This is a genomic window from Pontibacterium granulatum, assembly GCF_029961155.1.
Classification (GTDB): domain Bacteria; phylum Pseudomonadota; class Gammaproteobacteria; order Pseudomonadales; family Balneatricaceae; genus Pontibacterium; species Pontibacterium granulatum.
Genome location: NZ_JASBRH010000008.1, coordinates 146,347 through 166,538, shown reverse-complemented (window position 1 = coordinate 166,538; position 20,192 = coordinate 146,347). Strand labels below are relative to the sequence as shown.

At 55.6% G+C, this 20,192-nt stretch carries 21 protein-coding genes; 14 read left to right on the top strand and 7 right to left on the bottom strand.

The annotated features are described in order from the left end of the window. The first annotated feature begins 306 nt into the window (after positions 1 to 306). The 5 genes from hslV to QKW35_RS09855 all read left to right on the top strand — a co-directional run bounded on the left by hslV (position 307) and on the right by QKW35_RS09855 (position 4,232). Positions 307 to 837, top strand: a complete 531-nt coding sequence (gene hslV / locus QKW35_RS09875) for an ATP-dependent protease subunit HslV (RefSeq protein ID WP_282352726.1) — start codon at positions 307 to 309, stop codon at positions 835 to 837. 18 nt (positions 838 to 855) lie between these two features. Further along, a complete protein-coding gene (gene hslU / locus QKW35_RS09870; protein ID WP_282352725.1) occupies positions 856 to 2,202 on the top strand; it encodes an ATP-dependent protease ATPase subunit HslU in 1,347 nt (448 codons plus the stop codon). Between the two features lie 105 nt (positions 2,203 to 2,307). Continuing rightward, positions 2,308 to 2,682, top strand: a complete 375-nt coding sequence (locus QKW35_RS09865) for a gamma-butyrobetaine hydroxylase family protein (RefSeq protein ID WP_282352723.1) — start codon at positions 2,308 to 2,310, stop codon at positions 2,680 to 2,682. A gap of 131 nt (positions 2,683 to 2,813) precedes the next feature. Next, entirely contained in the window at positions 2,814 to 3,572 is a 759-nt protein-coding gene (gene ubiE / locus QKW35_RS09860) for a bifunctional demethylmenaquinone methyltransferase/2-methoxy-6-polyprenyl-1,4-benzoquinol methylase UbiE (RefSeq protein ID WP_282352721.1), read from the top strand. A gap of 39 nt (positions 3,573 to 3,611) precedes the next feature. Then, a complete protein-coding gene (locus QKW35_RS09855) occupies positions 3,612 to 4,232 on the top strand; it encodes a ubiquinone biosynthesis accessory factor UbiJ (protein WP_282352720.1) in 621 nt (206 codons plus the stop codon). 7 nt (positions 4,233 to 4,239) lie between these two features. Here the strand turns inward: QKW35_RS09855 and QKW35_RS09850 are convergent, their stop codons facing one another. The 4 genes from QKW35_RS09850 to QKW35_RS09835 all read right to left on the bottom strand — a co-directional run bounded on the left by QKW35_RS09850 (position 4,240) and on the right by QKW35_RS09835 (position 7,156). Further along, positions 4,240 to 4,674, bottom strand: a complete 435-nt coding sequence (locus tag QKW35_RS09850; protein WP_282352719.1) for a FliG C-terminal domain-containing protein — start codon at positions 4,672 to 4,674, stop codon at positions 4,240 to 4,242. Between the two features lie 7 nt (positions 4,675 to 4,681). Further along, positions 4,682 to 5,095, bottom strand: a complete 414-nt coding sequence (locus tag QKW35_RS09845) for a CopD family protein (protein ID WP_282352718.1) — start codon at positions 5,093 to 5,095, stop codon at positions 4,682 to 4,684. A 53-nt stretch (positions 5,096 to 5,148) separates the two neighbouring features. Beyond that, positions 5,149 to 5,811: a fumarylacetoacetate hydrolase family protein gene (locus QKW35_RS09840; RefSeq protein ID WP_282352717.1), complete on the bottom strand. Its 663-nt coding sequence runs from the start codon at positions 5,809 to 5,811 to the stop codon at positions 5,149 to 5,151. Positions 5,812 to 5,935: 124 nt separating this feature from the next. Next, positions 5,936 to 7,156, bottom strand: coding sequence for an MFS transporter (locus tag QKW35_RS09835; RefSeq protein ID WP_282352716.1), 1,221 nt, complete (start codon positions 7,154 to 7,156; stop codon positions 5,936 to 5,938). Between the two features lie 95 nt (positions 7,157 to 7,251). Here QKW35_RS09835 and QKW35_RS09830 point away from each other — a divergent pair, with 95 nt between their 5' ends. From QKW35_RS09830 to QKW35_RS09815, 4 genes are all read left to right on the top strand, one after another. Next, on the top strand, positions 7,252 to 8,124 hold the full coding sequence (locus tag QKW35_RS09830) for a LysR family transcriptional regulator (RefSeq protein WP_282352714.1): 873 nt from the start codon (positions 7,252 to 7,254) through the stop codon (positions 8,122 to 8,124). Between the two features lie 42 nt (positions 8,125 to 8,166). Then, positions 8,167 to 8,445, top strand: coding sequence for a pyrimidine/purine nucleoside phosphorylase (gene ppnP, locus QKW35_RS09825; protein WP_282352713.1), 279 nt, complete (start codon positions 8,167 to 8,169; stop codon positions 8,443 to 8,445). Between the two features lie 270 nt (positions 8,446 to 8,715). After that, on the top strand, positions 8,716 to 9,948 hold the full coding sequence (gene serA, locus QKW35_RS09820; protein ID WP_282352712.1) for a phosphoglycerate dehydrogenase: 1,233 nt from the start codon (positions 8,716 to 8,718) through the stop codon (positions 9,946 to 9,948). Between the two features lie 176 nt (positions 9,949 to 10,124). Continuing rightward, positions 10,125 to 10,559: a host attachment protein gene (locus QKW35_RS09815; RefSeq protein ID WP_282352711.1), complete on the top strand. Its 435-nt coding sequence runs from the start codon at positions 10,125 to 10,127 to the stop codon at positions 10,557 to 10,559. A 51-nt stretch (positions 10,560 to 10,610) separates the two neighbouring features. On the opposite strand, the gene QKW35_RS09810 is transcribed toward QKW35_RS09815, so the two are convergent. Next, entirely contained in the window at positions 10,611 to 11,570 is a 960-nt protein-coding gene (locus QKW35_RS09810) for an alpha/beta hydrolase (protein WP_282352710.1), read from the bottom strand. A gap of 127 nt (positions 11,571 to 11,697) precedes the next feature. Between QKW35_RS09810 and QKW35_RS09805 the strand changes: the two genes are divergently transcribed. The 5 genes from QKW35_RS09805 to QKW35_RS09785 all read left to right on the top strand — a co-directional run bounded on the left by QKW35_RS09805 (position 11,698) and on the right by QKW35_RS09785 (position 17,784). Beyond that, on the top strand, positions 11,698 to 12,108 hold the full coding sequence (locus tag QKW35_RS09805) for an acyl-CoA thioesterase (protein ID WP_282352709.1): 411 nt from the start codon (positions 11,698 to 11,700) through the stop codon (positions 12,106 to 12,108). Between the two features lie 205 nt (positions 12,109 to 12,313). Next, positions 12,314 to 14,491 carry a malate synthase G gene (locus QKW35_RS09800; protein WP_282352708.1) on the top strand — a complete coding sequence of 726 codons (2,178 nt, stop codon included), beginning with the start codon at positions 12,314 to 12,316 and terminating at the stop codon, positions 14,489 to 14,491. A 148-nt stretch (positions 14,492 to 14,639) separates the two neighbouring features. Next, entirely contained in the window at positions 14,640 to 15,083 is a 444-nt protein-coding gene (locus tag QKW35_RS09795; protein ID WP_282352707.1) for a hypothetical protein, read from the top strand. Between the two features lie 16 nt (positions 15,084 to 15,099). Continuing rightward, positions 15,100 to 15,927 (top strand): NAD-dependent protein deacetylase, encoded by an 828-nt coding sequence (locus QKW35_RS09790; RefSeq protein WP_282352706.1) that lies wholly within the window; start codon positions 15,100 to 15,102, stop codon positions 15,925 to 15,927. Positions 15,928 to 16,095: 168 nt separating this feature from the next. Further along, the gene (locus QKW35_RS09785) at positions 16,096 to 17,784 is read left to right on the top strand and encodes an EAL domain-containing protein (RefSeq protein WP_282352705.1); all 1,689 of its coding nucleotides are present in this window, start codon (positions 16,096 to 16,098) and stop codon (positions 17,782 to 17,784) included. A gap of 70 nt (positions 17,785 to 17,854) precedes the next feature. Here the strand turns inward: QKW35_RS09785 and fba are convergent, their stop codons facing one another. Both fba and QKW35_RS09775 read right to left on the bottom strand, forming a co-directional pair. Then, positions 17,855 to 18,919, bottom strand: a complete 1,065-nt coding sequence (gene fba / locus QKW35_RS09780) for a class II fructose-bisphosphate aldolase (protein ID WP_282352704.1) — start codon at positions 18,917 to 18,919, stop codon at positions 17,855 to 17,857. Positions 18,920 to 19,023: 104 nt separating this feature from the next. Next, a complete protein-coding gene (locus tag QKW35_RS09775; RefSeq protein ID WP_282352703.1) occupies positions 19,024 to 20,190 on the bottom strand; it encodes a phosphoglycerate kinase in 1,167 nt (388 codons plus the stop codon). Between the last annotated feature and the right edge of the window lie 2 nt (positions 20,191 to 20,192).

The window sequence follows — 20,192 nt, the reverse complement described above, 5'->3', positions numbered from 1 at the left end:
CTTAGGGAAGGTGCGAACACGTCCTGTTTGGCTCTGGCTTTCGGGAAGGTTCACAATCAAGGAAGCGTTTTGCAGTAATGTCTAGACCTTACAAAAAGCGCTGACACCGAGTGTGTATCTTCCCGAAAGCCCCAAAGGGCAAGCCCTTAAGCCTGCATCTGCGGTGTTGCAGTTTTTGCTAAGGGCTACGGCCATTACCTGCAAACTGCGCCTAGCATCTACAGGCTTAAGGACTTGCAGAGCAGTCACAGGACGTAATCGCACCTTCCTTATCATTCGAACATTAACCAAAAGGTTCAGCGCTTAATGACTACCATTGTTTCAGTACGCCGCGGTGACAAAGTTGTTGTCGGCGGTGATGGTCAGGTATCCCTGGGCAACACCGTAATGAAAGGCAGTGCCAAGAAAGTAAACCGCCTGCCCAAACACGATGTGGTAACCGGGTTTGCCGGTTCTACTGCCGACGCCATCACCCTGCGAGACCTGTTTGAGCAGCAGCTGGACAAACATCAGGGCAACATCGTGAATGCCGTGATCCACCTGGCACGCGAATGGCGTAGCGACCGCGTACTGCGCCGCCTGGAAGCACTGATGCTGGTGGCTAACAGTGAAAAAACTTACCTGATCTCCGGTAACGGCGATGTAATTGAACCGGAAGACGGCGTCATTGCTATAGGTTCCGGCGGTAACTTCGCCCTGGCTGCAGCCCGAGCACTGAACGACAACACCGAGCTGAGCGCCCGCGATATCGTAGAGAAAAGTCTGCACATCGCCGCTGGCATCTGTGTATTCACCAACGACAACCTGACCATCGAAGAACTGGATTCAGTAGCCTGATTCCAACGGGAGTTTTGAATGTCTGATATGACCCCTCGCGAAATCGTCCACGAACTGGATCGCCACATTGTCGGCCAGGATGACGCTAAACGCTCCGTTGCCAACGCCCTGCGTAACCGCTGGCGCCGTATGCAGCTGAACGAAGAGCTGCGTGTTGAAGTTACGCCAAAAAACATTCTGATGATCGGTCCAACCGGTGTCGGCAAAACCGAGATCGCCCGCCGTCTGGCAAAGCTGGCCAATGCGCCGTTCATCAAGGTCGAAGCGACCAAGTTCACCGAGGTGGGCTATGTGGGCCGCGATGTGGAAACCATCATCCGCGACCTGGTCGATATGGCGATCAAGATGCTGCGCGAAACCGAGATGGAGAAGGTCCGCTTCCGCGCTGAGGAAGCCGCAGAAGAACGTATTCTGGATGCCCTGCTGCCACCTGCCCGTGAAACCAGCATGGGATTCAGCAACGAACCGGCTGAACCATCCCGCACCGACAGCGCGACTCGCCAGATCTTCCGCAAGAAACTGCGTGAAGGCCAGCTGGACGATAAAGAGATCGATATCGAAGTGGCTGAGCCGCAGATGGGTGTCGAGATCATGGCACCTCCGGGCATGGAAGAGATGACCAGCCAGCTGCAGAACATGTTTGCCGGAATGGGCAACCAGCGTAAGCAGAGCCGTCGTCTGAAGGTGAAAGACGCTTTTAAGCTGCTGACCGACGAAGAAGCGGCCAGCATGATCAAAGAGGACGACCTGAAGCAAAAAGCCGTGGAAGCGGTGGAGCAGAACGGTATCGTGTTCCTGGATGAGATTGACAAGGTCTGCAAGCGCACCGAGAACACCGGCGGCGATGTGTCCCGCGAAGGGGTACAGCGTGACCTGCTACCGCTGATCGAAGGCTGTACCGTCAGCACCAAGTACGGCATGGTGAAAACCGACCACATCCTGTTTATCGCCTCTGGTGCGTTCCACCTGGCACGCCCATCCGACCTGATTCCGGAACTGCAGGGCCGTCTGCCGATCCGTGTAGAGCTGAATGCACTGACCCCGGAAGACTTCCGTCGCATCCTGACCGAGCCGAATGCCTCCCTGACCGAACAGTACCAGGCGCTGCTGAAGACCGAAGGGGTGGACCTGGAGTTTACCGAAGAGGGCATTGAGCGTATTGCCGAACTGGCGTTCCAGGTGAACGAGTCGACCGAAAACATCGGTGCCCGCCGTCTGCACACCATGATGGAACGCCTGCTGGAGGAACTCTCCTTCAACGCGGCCGACCTGAACGGTCAGACCATCACTGTGGATAAACCGTTTGTAAACAAATATCTGGATGAACTGAGCCAGGACGAAGACCTGAGCCACTATATCCTGTAACGGCAGATCCAAACTACTCAACGGGCGTATACTTTAGGTGTGGAATAACTCAGCACCCAAAGTTACGCCCGTTTGTTTTTCAGCCCCCATAACAAGGCAACGATCATGAGTCACACGCTTCCTTCAGACATCCGCCTGCACAAAAAGTCCCGTACCCTGGAGCTGGTCTACCCGGATGCCGCTTTTGAACTGACCGCCGAATTCCTGCGCGTACACTCTCCGTCAGCGGAAGTGCGCGGCCACGGTATCGGCAACGCGGTACTGCAGACCGGCAAGCAGTTCGTGGGGATCACGGGTGTGCAGCCATCAGGCAACTATGCGATCAAGATCATCTTTGATGACGGCCACGACAGTGGTTTGTACACCTGGGACTATCTGCGCGACCTGTGCCAGAACCACGACCAGTACTGGCAAACCTACCTGCAGAAGCTGCAGGAAGCGGGTGAAACCCGCAACAATGGCCTGCTCGCCCGGGGCTAAAGGGAGCCTCAGTTGGCGCACTGGAGTTACAAGACCCATTCTCACCGACCCGACTTGACGTCGGTTCGGGACAAACCCCGCAGGGGCCGGTACAATGCGTGCAATTTTATCGTTAAGCGATCTCCAGAATCATGACTGATCAGAATAAAGACCAGACCACCCATTTCGGCTACGAAACCGTTGACGTAAACGACAAGCAGAAGAAAGTAGCGGACGTTTTCCACAGCGTGGCGTCCAAGTACGATGTGATGAACGACCTGATGTCCGGTGGTATTCACCGCATCTGGAAACGTCTCACCATCGAGCAGAGCGGCGTGCGTGCCGGTGGCACCGTGCTGGATATCGCAGGCGGTACCGGTGACCTGACCATGCGTTTCTCCCGTCTGGTTGGCCCTACCGGCAAAGTGGTTCTGGCGGATATCAACGATTCCATGCTGAAAGTGGGTCGTGATCGTCTGTACGACCGTGGTGTTACCGGCAACGTTGAATTTGTGCAGGCCAACGCCCAGTCCCTGCCGTTCCCGGACAATACCTTCGACGTGATCACCATCGCCTTTGGTCTGCGTAACGTGACTTATAAAGACCAGGCACTGGCGTCCATGGCACGCGTACTGAAGCCAGGCGGCAAACTGATGGTGCTGGAGTTTTCCAAAACTGATAACCCGGTACTGACCAAACTGTACGACTTCTACTCCTTCAACATTCTGCCGCAGATGGGCCAGTTGATCGCAGGTGATGCCGAGAGCTACAAATACCTGGCAGAGTCGATCCGTATGCATCCGGATCAGGACACCCTGAAAGGCATGATGGAAGACGCAGGCCTGACCAACTGTAAGTATCAGAACATGACCGGCGGCATCGTTGCCCTGCACACCGGCATCAAACCTTAAAGATCACTCCCTTCAAGATCACTATAAGGACCCAGGCTGATGATCGAGCTGCTCAACGCCACTGCCTTCACCGTTGCTGAAGAAACCGTGAATACCCTGCTGCAGCGGGACCCGGTTACGCTGGGGCATCTGGAGCGCCTCAGCGGCAAGGTGATTGCCATCGAACTCAGCCTGCCTGCGATCTGTATCTACATTCTGCCCAACGCCACCGGTTTGCAGCTGCAGTCCCATATTGAGGATGACGCAGATGTGGTACTGAATGGCAGTCCAGCCGACTTCATCAAGCTGCTGACCAGCAAAGATGCGGCGGATGCGATGTTTGGTAAAGGCATCACGGTGACGGGTGACAGCGGTCTGGCGACCCGTTTCCAGGAGATCATGGCGGATACACGCATCGACTGGGAAGGCGCCCTGGGTGATATCGTGGGTGACCTGCCCGCCCACCAGTTAGCAAACTTCTTCAACTGGAAAGTAGACAGCACCAAACGCACCGGCAGCAGCTTTATCCACAATCTGGAAGAGTACCTCACCGAGGAAGCGCGTATGCTGCCAACCCGTCCGGAAGTGGATAACTTCCTACGCAACGTGGATCAGATACGTGATTCTGTGGACCGACTCGAAGCCCGTATCCAGCAGCTGCAGCATAAGCTGCACGCTTAAGTGATTCTCAGCTGATCATCGGCTCATCGCTAAAGGTGAGCCGCCCCTCTGACTCCAGCTCACGGGCTGCAGTCACAATGCGCGCCTGCGCATCCTCGACCTCCCGCTTTGGTACCGGTGCCATGTTTTTCAGCTCATCCAGCAATATCTGCGCCCGACGCTTGGAAATACCTGACAGCACGGTCTGCTTATCTCCATGAGAGAGTCCACGCATTGCCAACAGCAGATCGCGGTCGGTCAGTTGCCCAATCAACAGTGCCAATTGAACCTGTGGCAGTTTGAGAATCTGTTGGAAGGAGATCCGTTGTGCCATCAGCCAATCGGCCAGCGCCGGATCATCGCCGCGGATCTGTTCAATCATGCGTTCCGCAGCACGGGGAGTCATCCCGGCCAGCATTAGCGCCAAGCGCTGCCAGCCGGGTTTGGTCGATGGCGTGGTCATGGCCAGCTTAGAACGGCTTCACCACAACAAAGATCAGGATCGGGATAAAGATCAGCAGCGGCAGCTCATTAAAGAGGCGGAAGTACCGCCCGCTGCGATCCAGTGTGCCAGCCTGCATCTTGTTCAGGTAGAGCTTGCACCAGTAGTGGTAACCGATCAGCAACCCCACGAACGTCAGTTTGGCGTGCAACCAGGCACCGCTGAAGCCGTACCCCAGCCACAACCAAAGGCCCAATACCAGGGTAAACACCGCCATGATGGTCATAAATCCGAACAGCTTGCGCGCCATAATCTCCAGACGTGCCACATCCTGGCCGGCCTCACGACCTTCCACATAATGCACGAAGATGCGTGGCAGATAGAAGATTCCTGCCATCCAACTGGTCATCGCCAGAATATGAAAGGTTTTTACCCACAACATTGAATACGTTTCCTCACGTTCATCCTATCACCGGCCCTCCTGGGCACAGTTAATTACTTCGCGGTGGTCTCCACCGTCAGCAGGTCCACCAGCTCCACCTGTAGCTGGTCGCCCGGCTCCACCGGCCCAACACCGGCAGGGGTACCGGTCAGCACCACATCACCCGGTTCCAGGGTAAAGTAGGCACTGATATAACTGATCAGCGGCAGCACCTGATTCAGCATATGGCTGCTGTTACCGTCCTGGCGCAGCTCGCCGTTGACCCGTAAACGGATCTGCTGGTCCTGCAGATCGGCCACCAGGTCCGGTTTGACAAAGGCCGACAGCGGACAGGCACCATCAAATGCCTTGGCCTTCTCCCACGGGTGGCCTTTTGCTTTCAGCTTGTCCTGCACATCGCGCAGGGTCAGGTCCAGTCCCAGTCCAACACCTGCGATAGCAGCCTTGGCGGCACTCAGATCAGCGTGCTGCAGGCGCTCACCGATCAGGATCGACATCTCGGTTTCAAAGTGCACAGAGCCCAGTCCCTGCGGCACGACAAACGGCTGCTCCATCGGCACCACACTGCTGGCCGGTTTGATAAACAACATTGGCTCGGTGGGAATTGGGTTGTTGAGTTCAGCGGCATGGTCGGCATAGTTGCGCCCTACACAAACCACCTTACCTAAAGGCAGGTTGGTTTCGCTGTTGTCCTTAAATCGGTGTGTGTACTGCATGGTACCTCCGCTCTCTGTTCAGCTGCTGCGCCATCTTAGCTTGCAGCACGGTTGTGGAAAAGTCGGAAACGCAAAAAGGCCCGCTCGATCTGAATCGCAACGGGCCTGGATTAAATAGATGGGATCACGCAGGCTGTGCCTGTAAATGGCGCTTATCCTGTAGCAGCAACCAGAGTGACAAGCTCAAGGTTATCCCCAAGACGATAATCGACCCGGCCACTACACCAGACCACCCAGCCCATTGCCAGAACGGATCCAGGTAAAAACCGCCGCTACTGGCTCCCAGGTAATAAAACACCAGATACAGGGAATTGGCACTGGCTCGCGCATGAGGTGCAGCCCGGCTTACCCAGCCACTGGCCGACGAGTGCGCCAGGAAAAAGCCGAAACTGTTCAACAGGAAACCGGCAATGATGCCAATCAGACTTGGCAGCAAGGTCACCAGTGAGCCGCAGATCAGCACACAGATTCCTAGCGCAATCACCATCGGCTGCGGCATATGCTGTGCTATTTTGCCTGAAAACGCAGAGCCCAACGTGCCACTCAGGTAGGTCAGGAACAGCATTCCCAAAAGGGATGCGGGCAGGTTGTAGGGGGCATCAGACAACACAAAGGTGATATAGCTGTACTGGTTGATAAAGATAAAGAAATTAAAACCACCGATCAGGTACGCCGCCAGTAGCAGTGGATTGCGCAGGTGCCCGGCCAAATCGCGCCCCATCGCTATCGGGTGCAGCAACTTGGCTTTAAAGCGGCGTGATGGCGGTAACAGCAACGCAAACAACACCAGGCCCACCACGCTCAGTAGCGTCATCACTTCAAACGCCGCCGACCAGCCCAGCCAATCCCCTACAAACCCACCTATCAGACGACCGCTGATCCCTCCCAGCGTATTGCCGCTGATATAAACGCCCACTGCAATCATCAGCGCTTTTTTGCTGTACTCATCACCCATATACGCAATCGCAATGGCAGGCAGCCCCCCCATCAGAAAGCCTTGCAACCCCCGCAAAATGAGCAACGTGGTGTAATCATGGCTCTGGGAGAGCAGCAGAGTGATCAGAGCGGTGCCGCCGATGCTGAGGATCATCAAGCCGCGTCGGCCGATCGCATCCGACAACGGCCCGTATACAAGCAGCGATAATCCCAGCATCAGGGTAGAGACGGTAAAACTCCAACCCGCTTCCAGCGCGCTGACGTCAAATTCCTGTGCCAGCATCGGTAGCAGCGGCTGGGTCAGGTAGAGGTTAGCGAAGATAATGTAGGAGCCTATGCACAAGGCCAGTGTCGCGCGCCAGAACAGGCCGCTGCCGCTTTTGATCGCAGTGTCGTTTTGCTGTGACATATATCCTCCCAAGTTCTGGCGGAAAGATTAGCAACACCCTCTTCATCATAAAAATATATACTTCTTATCAATCTGATAACTTTTGTTGATGAACCATGGATATCAAACCGCTCCGTTACTTTCTGGCCATCGCCGAAGCCAACAGCTTTACTAAAGCGGCGGAAAAGCTGCATGTGGCGCAACCGGCCATCAGCATGGCGATCAAGAAACTGGAGGCGGAACTGGATCTCACGCTCTTCCACCGCCACGAACGCCAGATCAGCCTGACCGACGAAGGCCGGGTGCTGCTGCAGCACAGCCGCCGAATTCTGCAGGCGATCGACGATGCCCGCTTGGAGATGGAGGAACTGAAGGGCCTGACCAAGGGAGAGGTACGTGTGGGGATTCCCAGCATGCTGGGCTCCTACCACTTCCCACCGATCCTGATGGCGTTCCGCCACCGTTACCCGGATCTGGACCTGGTGGTCATCGAGGGGGGCACCTGGCAGCTGCAACAGATGCTGGAACGCGGCGAGCTGGACCTGGCGATCATCGTGGCGGAGTTTCTCCCCGAGGAGCTGCAGGCAATCACCTTCCTGCGCGAGCAGATGTTGGTCACGGTCGCCCGCGATCACCCCTTGGCGACCCAAGAGAGCGTCAGCTTCGGTGACTTTTTCAATGAAGAGCTGGTGATGTTCAAAGAGGGCTACTTCCACCGTAAAATCGTGGACCGAGTGGCGGCCACCGCCGGTCGCGAACCCAACATCAGTTTTGAAACCAACCTGATTCCGCTGATCAAGGCGATCGTAAAGCAGGGCTTTGGCATCAGCACCCTGCTGGGCATGGTGATCGAAGAGGACCCGGAGCTGGTCGGCCTGCCGTTCAGCGATCCGGTCTGGCTCGACCTCTCCATCGCCTGGCGCCGGGACGGTTACCTCTCCCGCGCCAACCAGGCCTTCGTCGATTTTCTGCTGGAACAGAGCCGGTAGCCGCTCTATTATGCTGGCCAGCATTATTAGAGGACGGAAGAAATGAACGTAAACGAATACTTCGACGGCAACGTCAAATCGATCGGTTTTGAGAACAGCGAAGGTCGCGTCACTGCAGGAGTCATGGCGCCGGGCGAATACGAGTTCGGCACCAGCGAAAACGAACTGATGAAAGTGGTCTCCGGCGAGCTGATCGTTAAGCTGCCAGGCGAAGAGGAATTCAAAGCGTACCCTACCGGTACCGAATTCAACGTCGCGGCTAACCAGAGCTTCCAGCTGAAGGTTGAACAGGCAACTGCGTACCTGTGCTTCTACGGCTGATCGGCCACTCGCTGATCACCGTCTATCAGGCCAGCGCTCTGCTGGCCTGATTACTATTTGAACCAATCCCTTCTCAGATTCCCGCCTGCAATTCAGGATTTCCTGTAGCTTATCTCACCTTATCTTGAATATTTTTCCAGCAAATCCAGACTTAGCCGCGACCTTTTCATGTAACGCTGTGCTAATATTACTGCCCTGATTTTTAGGCCGATTGACCCCGGCGGACGAAGCACTACAGCCACTCCGCCCACATACGAGAGTAAGCAGAAGATGAGCCCAATTACTTCTCTTGAAAAGAGCAAGATTAAAATTCTGCTGCTGGAAGGTGTGCACCAGTCTGCGGTTGATACCCTCAACGCGCAAGGCTACAGCAACATTGAATACCTGAAAGGCGCCCTGCCTGAAGAAGAACTGATCGAAAAGATCAAAGACGTTCACTTCATCGGTATTCGTTCCCGCAGTCAGCTGACAGAAAAAGTATTCGACGCAGCCGAAAAACTGGTTGCTGTGGGTTGTTTCTGCATTGGCACCAACCAGGTGAACCTGGCCGCAGCCACAGAGCGCGGTGTAGCAGTATTTAATGCCCCATACTCCAACACCCGTTCCGTAGCTGAGCTGGTACTAGCAGAAGCGATCCTGCTGCTGCGTGGCGTTGCCGAGAAGAACGCTAAAGCGCACCGTGGTGAGTGGCAGAAATCCGCTGTAAAATCCTACGAAATCCGTGGCAAAAAGCTGGGCATCGTGGGTTACGGCAGCATCGGTTCCCAGTTGAGTGTTCTGGCTGAATCCCTGGGGATGGAAGTTTTCTTCTACGATGTTGTTACCAAACTGCCTCTGGGTAACGCATCTCAGGTAGCGTCCATGCAGGAGCTGCTGAACATGTGTGACGTGATCTCTCTGCACGTCCCGGAAACAGCATCCACCAAGGACCTGATGGGCGCAGAAGAGTTCTCTCAGATGAAAGAGGGTTCTATCTTCCTGAACGCCGCTCGCGGTACCGTGGTAGACATCGACGCCCTGTGTGGCGCGCTTGCTTCCGGTCGCCTGCTGGGTGCAGCGGTTGACGTATTCCCGGTTGAGCCACGCACCAACAAGGATGAGTTCATCTCTCCTCTGCGTGAGTTCGACAACGTGATCCTGACCCCACACGTGGGTGGTTCCACTATGGAAGCTCAGGAAAACATCGGTTACGAAGTGGCAGAAAAGCTGGCGAAGTACAGCGACAACGGTACCTCCATCACTTCCGTGAACTTCCCGGAAGTGGCGCTGCCGGAGCACGCCAACGCGCACCGTCTGCTGCACGTCCACCGCAACGTACCGGGTGTACTGACTGCAATCAACACCATCTTCTCCGAGAACAACATCAACATCTCTGGTCAGTACCTGCAGACCAACGACAAGGTGGGTTATGTTGTTATCGACGTGGAAGCTGAACGCTCCCAGATCGCGATCGATAAGATCCGTGAGGTTGAAGGTACCATCCGCGTACGTCGCCTGTTCTGATCCGCTCCCCTATGAGCAGTCCGCCCGGGCTGCTCATGCTTCCTCCGTCCCGCACGACTATACTTTTCACAGGCATTCACTGTTCTCCGACGCCCAGTTGGACGCTCAGTTCGGGCCGACAGGTTCGTTACTGAAACTCCGTGATTAACCCTCCCCGTCATAGCAGGAGGTTTGTTATGAACAACACTTGGGTACTCGTGGCCGATAAAGGCCATGCTCGCTTCTTTTCCGTGGATGGCCCGACCAGTCCTTTGATCGAGGAAGAAGACCTGATCCATCAGCAAAGCAGGATGCGTGAACGCGAACTGATCAGCGACTCTCCCGGTAAGAGCTCCGGTGTCGCCGGAATGGGGCGCCACCCTATGACTAAAGAAAACGAAGCGCGCAATCAGGAGGCAATTCACTTTGCCCGCGAGATCAGCGATAAACTCGCCGATGCTCAGCAGCAAGGACTCAGAAAGCTGTATGTTGTCAGTGATCCGGGATTTCTCGGTACCCTCCGTCGGAAAATGCCTAGCCAGCTGCGCCGTCTGGTAACTGCAGAGATCGATAAAAACCTGGCAGGTCTGGCCACTGACGAAATCAGGCAACATCTGCCCCGATACTTATAAATAGAAACGGCAATTAAAAAGAAACTCGCCTGCGTCAGAGAACAGTGATCCCTATACGTTAGCCGGGCTTTCCAGCAAGCCCGACAATACCTGATTGATCACCGCAAACGCCTGAGCCCGGTATTCCGGACTTTCATTCACCAGATGGTGACGCGCGCCTTCGATCAGCTCCACTTTCAGTTGTGGATAAGCCTGCATCAGCACCCGCAGGTTGTGGTGCCAGTCCACCGTACCGTCGCTCATCCCCTGAATACAGGTCACTGCGCCCAAACGGGGCTGCGCAGATTCAATGTAATCCGCCCAGTTTTGCATCGCCGCGATCCAGCTCAGGGGAATCTCGCCATGTTGCATCGGATCACTTTTACGCAGAAAGCGCAGAAACGCGGCATCGTGGGAGTTGGCGGTATACCGTCGGGGCACCTGATTTAGAAAGTGCTTAAGCATATGAAACTGACGCCGGATCGCACGCCACAGGGCAGGCCGTACCAGCGGTGCCAGGAAAATGCGCTGATCGACCATGCGCTTGCTTTCAAGCAACCACTGATGGGCGCTGATCACGGCGGCGCCGGTACTCTGGCCAATCAGAATGAGCGGCAGGTCGCTATCCGGCACCCGTTGCAGCACCGCATCCAGTTGATGGGCATACACATCAAAGTTATCCACCGCTAAGGGTTCACCGCCCGAAAGCCCATGGCCGGCCAAATCGAAGATATACACCTCTACGTGCTGATCCACCAGGTGCCTGACCAGATGGCCATACAACCCCATGTGGTCCATATAACCGTGACACACAACGGCGGTTGCCAGCGCGCCCGACAACGGTCGATAGTGCTGCAAACAGAAGTCATAGCCGGGCATCAATACACGGCCGATACGGTGATACGTGTGGGCGAGTAGATCCTGCTGCTGATACTGGCGCAGATAGGTCAGGAGAAGGTCGTGAGGCACCGGCTTTTCTGCCGCCATCTCCCAGTGCGGGAGCCGGCTGATAAAGTATTCCCTGTTAAACATTTAGATACCTCCCTGAACGCAACACCTTCCTAAGTCTAGTCCACCCTACGTTTGGCACATTCCACCGCATTGAAAAAGCACGTATGTTGAAGTCCATAGAACTAACAGTGATTCACGGAGCACCACGATGTCAGAAATTCATGGAAACAAGATCTACAGCTGTCAGATTCCGGTACGCTGGGGCGATATGGACGCCTACGGCCATGTGAACAACGCCCTGTATATGCGTTATCTGGAGGAAGCCCGTGTGCAACTGCTGGCGGAACTGGGCGCCCGAATGGACGGTAACGGCATTGATCCGGTGGTGATCAATGTGGGCTGCACCTTCCTCAAACCGGTCACCTACCCGGATTCCCTGCGCATCGACTGCTATGTGGCGGATCCGGGCCGTTCCAGCTTCATGACCTACTATCAGCTGTTTTCCGAGCATGATCCGGAAACTCCGGTCAGCGAAGGCTACTCCAAGGTGGTATGGATGGACCATAACAGCGGCCGCTCCGTGCCCCTGCCAGACTATATCCGTAAACACCTGGATTAGGCTGACAGGCCCGCCACATCGGGCATACAGCCGGGTACGACTAAACTTCTATCTTTCTCATACTTTAGGTGGGAAAGGGGCGACAGCGCGACTTTTTTCCGTTACTGTTGCAATGCACAATGCTCACTGAGCAAATTATCCACACAATACGGTTCACGGCTGCCTCGCTCCGGGACCGATACATATACAATTGAGGCAATACATTATGAGTCAAAGGGTACAGACCGGTGGCCTTCAGGTCGCAGAGGATCTATACAACTTCATCAACAACGAAGCACTGCCTGAAACCGGCGTGGATGCAGACCAGTACTGGGCAGCATTCGATGCGATCGTTCACGACCTGGCACCGCGCAACCGCGAGCTGCTGGCGAAACGTGACGATATTCAGGCACAGATCGACAACTGGCACAAAGAACGTAAGGGCCAGGCGTTTGATCTGCAAGCATACAAAGCATTCCTGACCGAGATCGGCTACCTGTTGCCGGAAGGTCCGGACTTCACTGCAGAAACCAGCAACGTTGACCCGGAAATGGCTACCATGGCCGGTCCACAGCTGGTAGTACCAGTGATGAACGCACGTTTTGCACTGAACGCGGCAAACGCGCGCTGGGGCAGCCTGTATGATGCCCTGTACGGCACCGATGCAGTCTCCGAAGAGGGTGGCGCAGAGAAAACCGGCGGTTACAACCCTGCCCGTGGTGCCAAGGTAATTGAATTCGCGCGCAACTTCCTCGACGAAGCAGCGCCGCTGGCCAACGGTTCCCACAAGGATTCCGCAGGTTACAGTATCAAAGATGGCGCTCTGGTTGTTGCCATGCGCGACGGTGGTGAAACCACCCTGGCAGACAGCGACAAGCTGGTTGGCTACACCGGCAACGAAGCGTCTCCAACGTCCATCCTGTTCAAGAACAACGGACTGCATTTTGAACTGCAGATCGATCGCGACAGCCAGATCGGCAAAGACGATGCTGCGGGCGTGAAAGACATCCAGATGGAATCCGCGCTGACCACCATCATGGACTGCGAAGACTCCGTGGCAGCGGTAGACGCACCAGACAAGGTACTGGCGTACCGCAACTGGCTGGGCCTGATCAAGGGCACCCTGAGCGAAGAGGTCTCCAAAGGCGGCAAATCGTTCACCCGTACCATCAACGGTGACCGCGAATTTACCGCACTGGACGGTTCCGATCTGGCACTGAAAGGTCGCAGCCTGATGTTCGTGCGTAACGTTGGCCACCTGATGACCAACCCGGCGATCCTGGACAAAGACGGCAACGAAGTACCGGAAGGCATCATGGATGCGCTGGTAACCACGCTGATCTCGATCCACGATCTGAAGGGCAACGGCAAGTTCAGCAACACCACCACCGGTTCTGTGTACATCGTTAAGCCGAAGATGCACGGTCCGGAAGAAGTGGCGTTCGCCAACGAACTGTTCGGTCGCGTTGAAGACGGTCTGGGTCTGGAGCGCTTCACCGTGAAGCTGGGCATCATGGACGAAGAACGCCGTACCACCGTGAACCTGAAAGAGTGTATCCGCGCGGCTAAACAGCGTGTGGTATTCATCAACACCGGCTTCCTGGACCGTACCGGCGACGAGATCCACACCTCCATGGAAGCAGGCCCGATGATCCGCAAAGGCGACATGAAAGCCTCTGCCTGGATTGCAGCCTACGAGAACTGGAACGTGGACAACGGCCTGGCCTGTGGCCTGAGCGGTCGTGCCCAGATCGGTAAAGGTATGTGGCCAATCCCGGATCAGATGGCGAACATGCTGGAAGCTAAGATCGGTCACCCGATGTCCGGCGCCAACACCGCATGGGTTCCGTCTCCGACTGCCGCTACTCTGCACGCTCTGCACTACCACAAGGTAGACGTGTTTGCCCGTCAGGGTGAGATCAAGTCCCGCGACCGCGCGTCTCTGGACGACATCCTGACCATTCCGGTTGAGCCAAATCCAAGCTGGACTGCAGAAGAGATTCAGAACGAGTTGGACAACAATGCCCAGGGTATCCTGGGATACGTTGTACGCTGGGTAGACCAGGGTGTAGGTTGCTCCAAAGTGCCTGACATCAACGATGTAGGCCTGATGGAAGACCGTGCGACCCTGCGCATCTCCAGCCAGCACATCGCCAACTGGTTGCACCACGGCATCTGCTCTAAAGAGCAGGTGATGGAAACCATGCAGCGTATGGCGGCTGTGGTAGACCGTCAGAACGAAGGTGATGCACTGTACCGCCCAATGGCAGCAGACTTCGATGGCAGCGTGGCCTTCCAGGCTGCTTGCGAGCTGGTATTCGAAGGCTGTGCTCAGCCAAGCGGCTACACCGAACCGGTGCTGCACCGTCGCCGCTTGGAAGCAAAAGCCAAATTCGGAGCATAAAGAGTTCGGCGTTTAATCGCCAACCCCTCTTATAAACCGCGCTCCGGCGCGGTTTTTTATGCCCGTTAAAAACCAGCCCAATAGCCCCCTGAACTATGCTTGGAGTAGGCGTAACAACGTTTATGGCAATATGCTTAGCACATCAGACATGCTTGCCTGGCTACTGCAGGCAATGGAAGAAGCCGCAGCGCAGAAGCAGTTCTTGCAACTGGAGCCCCCTCTTTTTCTCTACCACCGCGGTGTTTACAGCAATGCCGCAAGCGTCTGGAGCCAAAACCCCAAAGCACTTCAGGCACAAACGGGCCGTTTTGATATCTGCGCCCAACTCAGCGAGAACCTTTGTCTCCTGATACTCAACAACCAGCAGTGGCAGGATCTGTGTCAGCACCTGGCGATCGACGTCAGCAATACAGCTAAAACCCTGAACCAATTGTGCGAGCTGCTCAACAACAGCAACCTGGAGATGCCAGCACAGCTACAGGGCCTTACCTGCAATACAGATAACTCAACAACAGCGCCGTTTATGCTGCTGTTCAAGCCTCTGCGGAATCTGCAGCTGTACGATATCCAGGACCTTTTACCTGACAGCTGATCGCCTGCTGGTTATCATGGACGCCATGAACAGCAACAAGCGCTCTGCCTCACTCGCCCAGTTTATCGAACAGCACCCACGCCTGTTTGTATTGACCGGTGCCGGTATCAGCACCGACTCCGGCATCCCGGACTACCGTGACAAAGAGGGCAACTGGAAGCGCAAGCAACCGGTGCAGCATAAGGCGTTTATGGACGAACACGCCGTCCGCCAGCGTTACTGGGCACGCAGCCTGATCGGCTGGCCGGTGATTCGTGATGCTCAACCGGGCAGCGCACACCATGCCCTGGTTCAAATGGAAAAGCGCGGACATATCCACCAATTGGTTACCCAGAACGTTGACCGCCTTCACCAAAACGCAGGCAGCCAACGGGTGATCGATCTGCACGGCCGCTCCGACCAAGTGCGCTGCATGAGCTGTGGCCAGCTTTCTCCCCGTGACGAGATCCATCAGCGCTCGGCTGAGGAAAACCCCCACTTCGCCACATTGACCGCCACCGCCGCACCGGATGGTGATGCCGACCTGGAGGATGTCGACTTTAGCCAGTTCCAGGTCCCGGACTGCCAAGCCTGTGGCGGCATCCTCAAACCCGATGTGGTGTTTTTTGGTGATAACGTCCCAAAGGAGCGGGTGCTGAGTGCCCTGGATAAACTCCGTCAATCCGACGGACTGCTGGTGATCGGCTCCTCCCTGATGGTCTATTCCGGCTTTCGCTTCTGCCGCCGTGCCGACGAATGGAACATCCCTATCTGCGCCCTCAACCAAGGCAAAACCCGCGCTGACGACCTGCTGAGCCTGAAGCTGGACCTGCCCATTGCCCCCACACTTAACGCATTGTTCTAAACCCACAGAAATCAAACCAGCTTAGCGGCAAGTTACCCAACAGCTCCTCAACCAATTCTGGTTATTCCCTGTACAACAGCCTGCTTTTTCGTCTACGCTAGCTAGGGGCTTTTGTCGGCAGTCTATTCCAGTTGGCAAATGGCAATGCGCATACAAGGGAGGAGATGTATGGCAGCCGATCGCAAGGGAGCATTGATGCTCCTGATTGTACCGGTACTCAGCAGCCTGCTCATTACGCTGGCCGTCGCTGCGGCGCTGTTCAGCTACGAGCTGGAGATACGCAAGGAGTTGCGCCGCACCGCATTGGCGCAAAAAGCGATCACACTCGCCGAACACCTCGATCAGAATTTTACCGACGTGAACTTCGCACTGATCGACAGCGCAAACCAACCCATAGAGTGCGACACGACCCAATTTCTCAACGCCCAGCGTACGCTGCTTACCCTTCCTCAGATCTCTGACCTGCGCTACGTTGACCGCTACAACAACGTTCGCTGCAACAGCTGGCACAGCTTTGATCCCCCGCTGAAACTGGACAGTCCCAGAAGCCATAAAGGCCTTAATTTTGTTGGCCCACTGCTCATCGACGAACATCCAGGCCCTGGCTTCCAGCTCTATCGCCACCACAAAGACGGCGGTAAGGTGCAGGCGATTATCCGGACTGCATGGCTGAAGAGCGAAATAAAGTTCTTCCTCAATCCGTTGGGCTTCATGGCTATTATCGACAGCGACAGCGGCGTGCCGTTGGTGATCAATGGCAAATACTCATTACCTCTCGCGTCCAACGCCATTCAGCTACCCATCAACGAATCCCAAAGCCACGAAGGTTTGCTCGACAACGGTCGCAATCATTTCACCTATGCCCAACCCCTACTGACACAACCTCAGCTCAGTGTGATTGTCAGCCAGGATTTGGAGAGCCTCTATCTGGGCATTTACGGTTTTAACACCGAATGGCTGGTCACCGGCTGCGCCGCTTTTGTCCTACTGGCTTTGATCAGCTTCCGCGTGCAGCGCCATATCGTTGACCCGATCCGTCAGATCAAATCGGCCCAGAAACGTAACGAGTTCTTTAACCTGTACCAGCCGTTGGTCTGCTCCAGCAGCGGTCGCACGGTGGGCTGTGAGGTACTGATGCGCTGGCGTCATCCATTTAAAGGCATGCTGCCTCCCATGACCTTTATCCCACTGGCCGAGCAATCCGGTTTGATTAAAGCGATGACGCTGCGCCAGATCGACCAGACGATCCGAGAGCTTGGACCGGTATTGAAACACGACCCTGACTTCAAGATCAGCTTCAACATCTGCGCCAGTCACCTGACTGACCACCGGACGATTGATGGCATTCTGGAGCGCGCTGCCTTTATCCCCGGTATGGTGCTGGAGATTACCGAGCATCAGGTGGTCGAACACAAGGACGAACAGATTCAGCAGGCCCTGCAACAGCTGCGCAGCGCCGGCATAAAAATCGCCATCGACGACTTCGGCACCGGTTATTGCGGGCTAAATTACCTGAGCAGCCTGCCGATCGATATTCTGAAGGCCGACCGCAGCTTTGTCGCTGCGCTTGGCACCGACTCCATCAATGCCGATGTACTGAGAACCATCTTCGATCTGACACGCAAACTGGGTATGTCTGCAATCGCCGAAGGTGTAGAGAAAGAGGAGCAGGCGCTCATCCTGAGCGAGATGGGGTTCGACCTGCAGCAGGGCTGGTTACACGGCTATCCAATGAACGGGCACGACTTTGTTCAGTGGTGCAGCAAGCTGAAATACTGTCCCAGCGAGCACCTACCGGCGGCAAACGTACACTGCGAACACAAATGCAGGCAACCTGCAGAAACAGAACCGGTTTAAACACCGCTGAACAACCACAAAAAAGGCAGCCCATGGGCTGCCTTTATTATTCGAAGAAACTAAACCGGGTTTAGTTCACTTTCGGATCCAGCGCACCGGACTCGTACTGAGTCGCCATGTTCTCCAGGGAGATCGCTTTGATCTTATCCGCATGACCTGCCGTACCAAACGCTTCGTAACGCGCGATACAGATCTCGCTCATCGCGTCGATGGTCTTCTTCAGGAATTTACGCGGATCGAACTCAGCTGGGTTCTCCGCCATGAAACGACGCACCGCACCGGTGGATGCCAGACGCAGGTCGGTATCGATGTTGACCTTACGCACACCGTGCTTGATGCCTTCCACGATCTGCTCAACCGGTACACCGTAGGTTTCTGGGATCTCACCGCCGAATTCGTTGATCACTGCCAGCCACTCCTGCGGCACGGAGGAGGAACCGTGCATTACCAGGTGGGTATTCGGAATGCGTTCGTGGATCTCTTTGATGCGGTTGATCGCCAGAATGTCACCGGTTGGTGGGCGGGTGAACTTGTATGCACCGTGAGAAGTACCGCAGGCGATCGCCAGGGCGTCTACGCCGGTCTTGGATACGAAGTCCGCCGCCTCTTCCGGATCAGTCAGCAGCTGATCTTCAGACAGGGTACCTTCAGCGCCGATACCGTCTTCTTCGCCCGCCTGTCCGGTTTCCAGGGAACCCAGAACACCCAGCTCACCCTCTACGGATACACCACACGCATGTGCCATCTCTACCACGCGACGGGTCACGTCAACGTTGTACTCGTAAGTGGATGGCGTCTTACCGTCTTCCATCAGGGAACCGTCCATCATTACGGAGGAGAAGCCCATGGCGATGGAACGCTGGTTTACCGCTGGAGAGGTACCGTGGTCCTGGTGCATGCAGATCGGAATGTGTGGGAACTCGTCGATGGCCGCCAGAATCATGTGACGCAGGAAGTTAGAACCGGCGTACTTACGTGCACCTGCAGATGCCTGAACAATAACCGGAGAGTTGGTTTTGTCCGCGGCTTCCATGATAGCGCGCATCTGTTCCAGGTTGTTTACGTTAAATGCTGGGATGCCGTAACCGTATTCGGCTGCGTGGTCCAGCAGCTGACGCATAGAGATCAAAGCCATTTTTTGAACCTCAAAAATTTTTTAGCTGTTGTTATATCACCCGCGTTTGACAGCAGCGTGACCTGCACACCACTGCCGGCGCATACGCGGGTTAGCAACGTAAATTACTGAGCTGCGCGCTCTTCCAGTACCGCCACTGCCGGCAGTTTCTTACCTTCCACGAATTCGAGGAATGCACCACCGCCGGTAGAGATGTAGGACACCTGCTCAGCGATATCGTATTTATCCACAGCTGCCAGCGTATCACCGCCACCCGCAATGGAGAAACCTTTGTTGTCAGCGATGGCCATGGACAAGGCCTTGGTACCTTCACCGAACTGGTCAAATTCGAATACGCCGACAGGGCCGTTCCAGATGATGGTGCCCGCATCTTTCAGCAGCTCCGCCAGAACCTTGGCAGACTCAGGACCGATATCCAGGATCATGTCATCTTCAGCCACGTCGTCTGCAGACTTGATCACTGCTTCTGCGTCTTCAGCAAACTCTTTCGCCACAACCACATCGGTTGGTACCGGCACGTTTACCTTTTCCATCAGCGCTTTCGCCTGTGGGATCAGGTCTTTTTCATACAGAGACTTACCGACTGGCTTGCCTGCAGCTGCCAGGAAGGTGTTGGCGATACCGCCACCCACGATCAGCTGATCAACTTTATCGGACAGCGCTTCCAGCACAGTCAGCTTGGTGGATACCTTGGAGCCACCTACGATCGCCGTCAGTGGCTTAGCCGGCGTTTCCAGCGCCTGTGCAAGAGCATCCAGTTCGCCTGCCAGCAGCGGACCTGCACACGCAACCGGGGCGAACTGCGCAACACCGTGCGTAGAGGCCTGGGCACGGTGAGCAGTACCAAACGCGTCCATCACGTAAACATCACACAACGCAGCCATCTGCTTGGACAGCGCTTCGTCGTTTTTCTTCTCACCCGCGTTGAAACGTACGTTCTCCAGCAGGACCAGTTCGCCTTCGGCCACGTCGAAACCGCCATCCAGCCAGTCTTTAACCAGTGGTACCGGACGCTCCAGCAACTTGGAGATGTAATCGGCAACGGGCGCCAGGGAGAATTCCTCCGCGTATTCACCTTCAGTAGGGCGGCCCAGGTGGGACATCACCATCACTTTTGCGCCGGCTTTCAGTGCCAGTTCAATGGTTGGCAGAGATGCGCGGATACGGGCATCAGAGGTTACCTGGCCATCCTTGACAGGGACATTGAGATCTTCACGGATCAGAACGCGTTTGCCGCTCAGATCCAGATCAGTCATCTTCAGTACGCTCATTG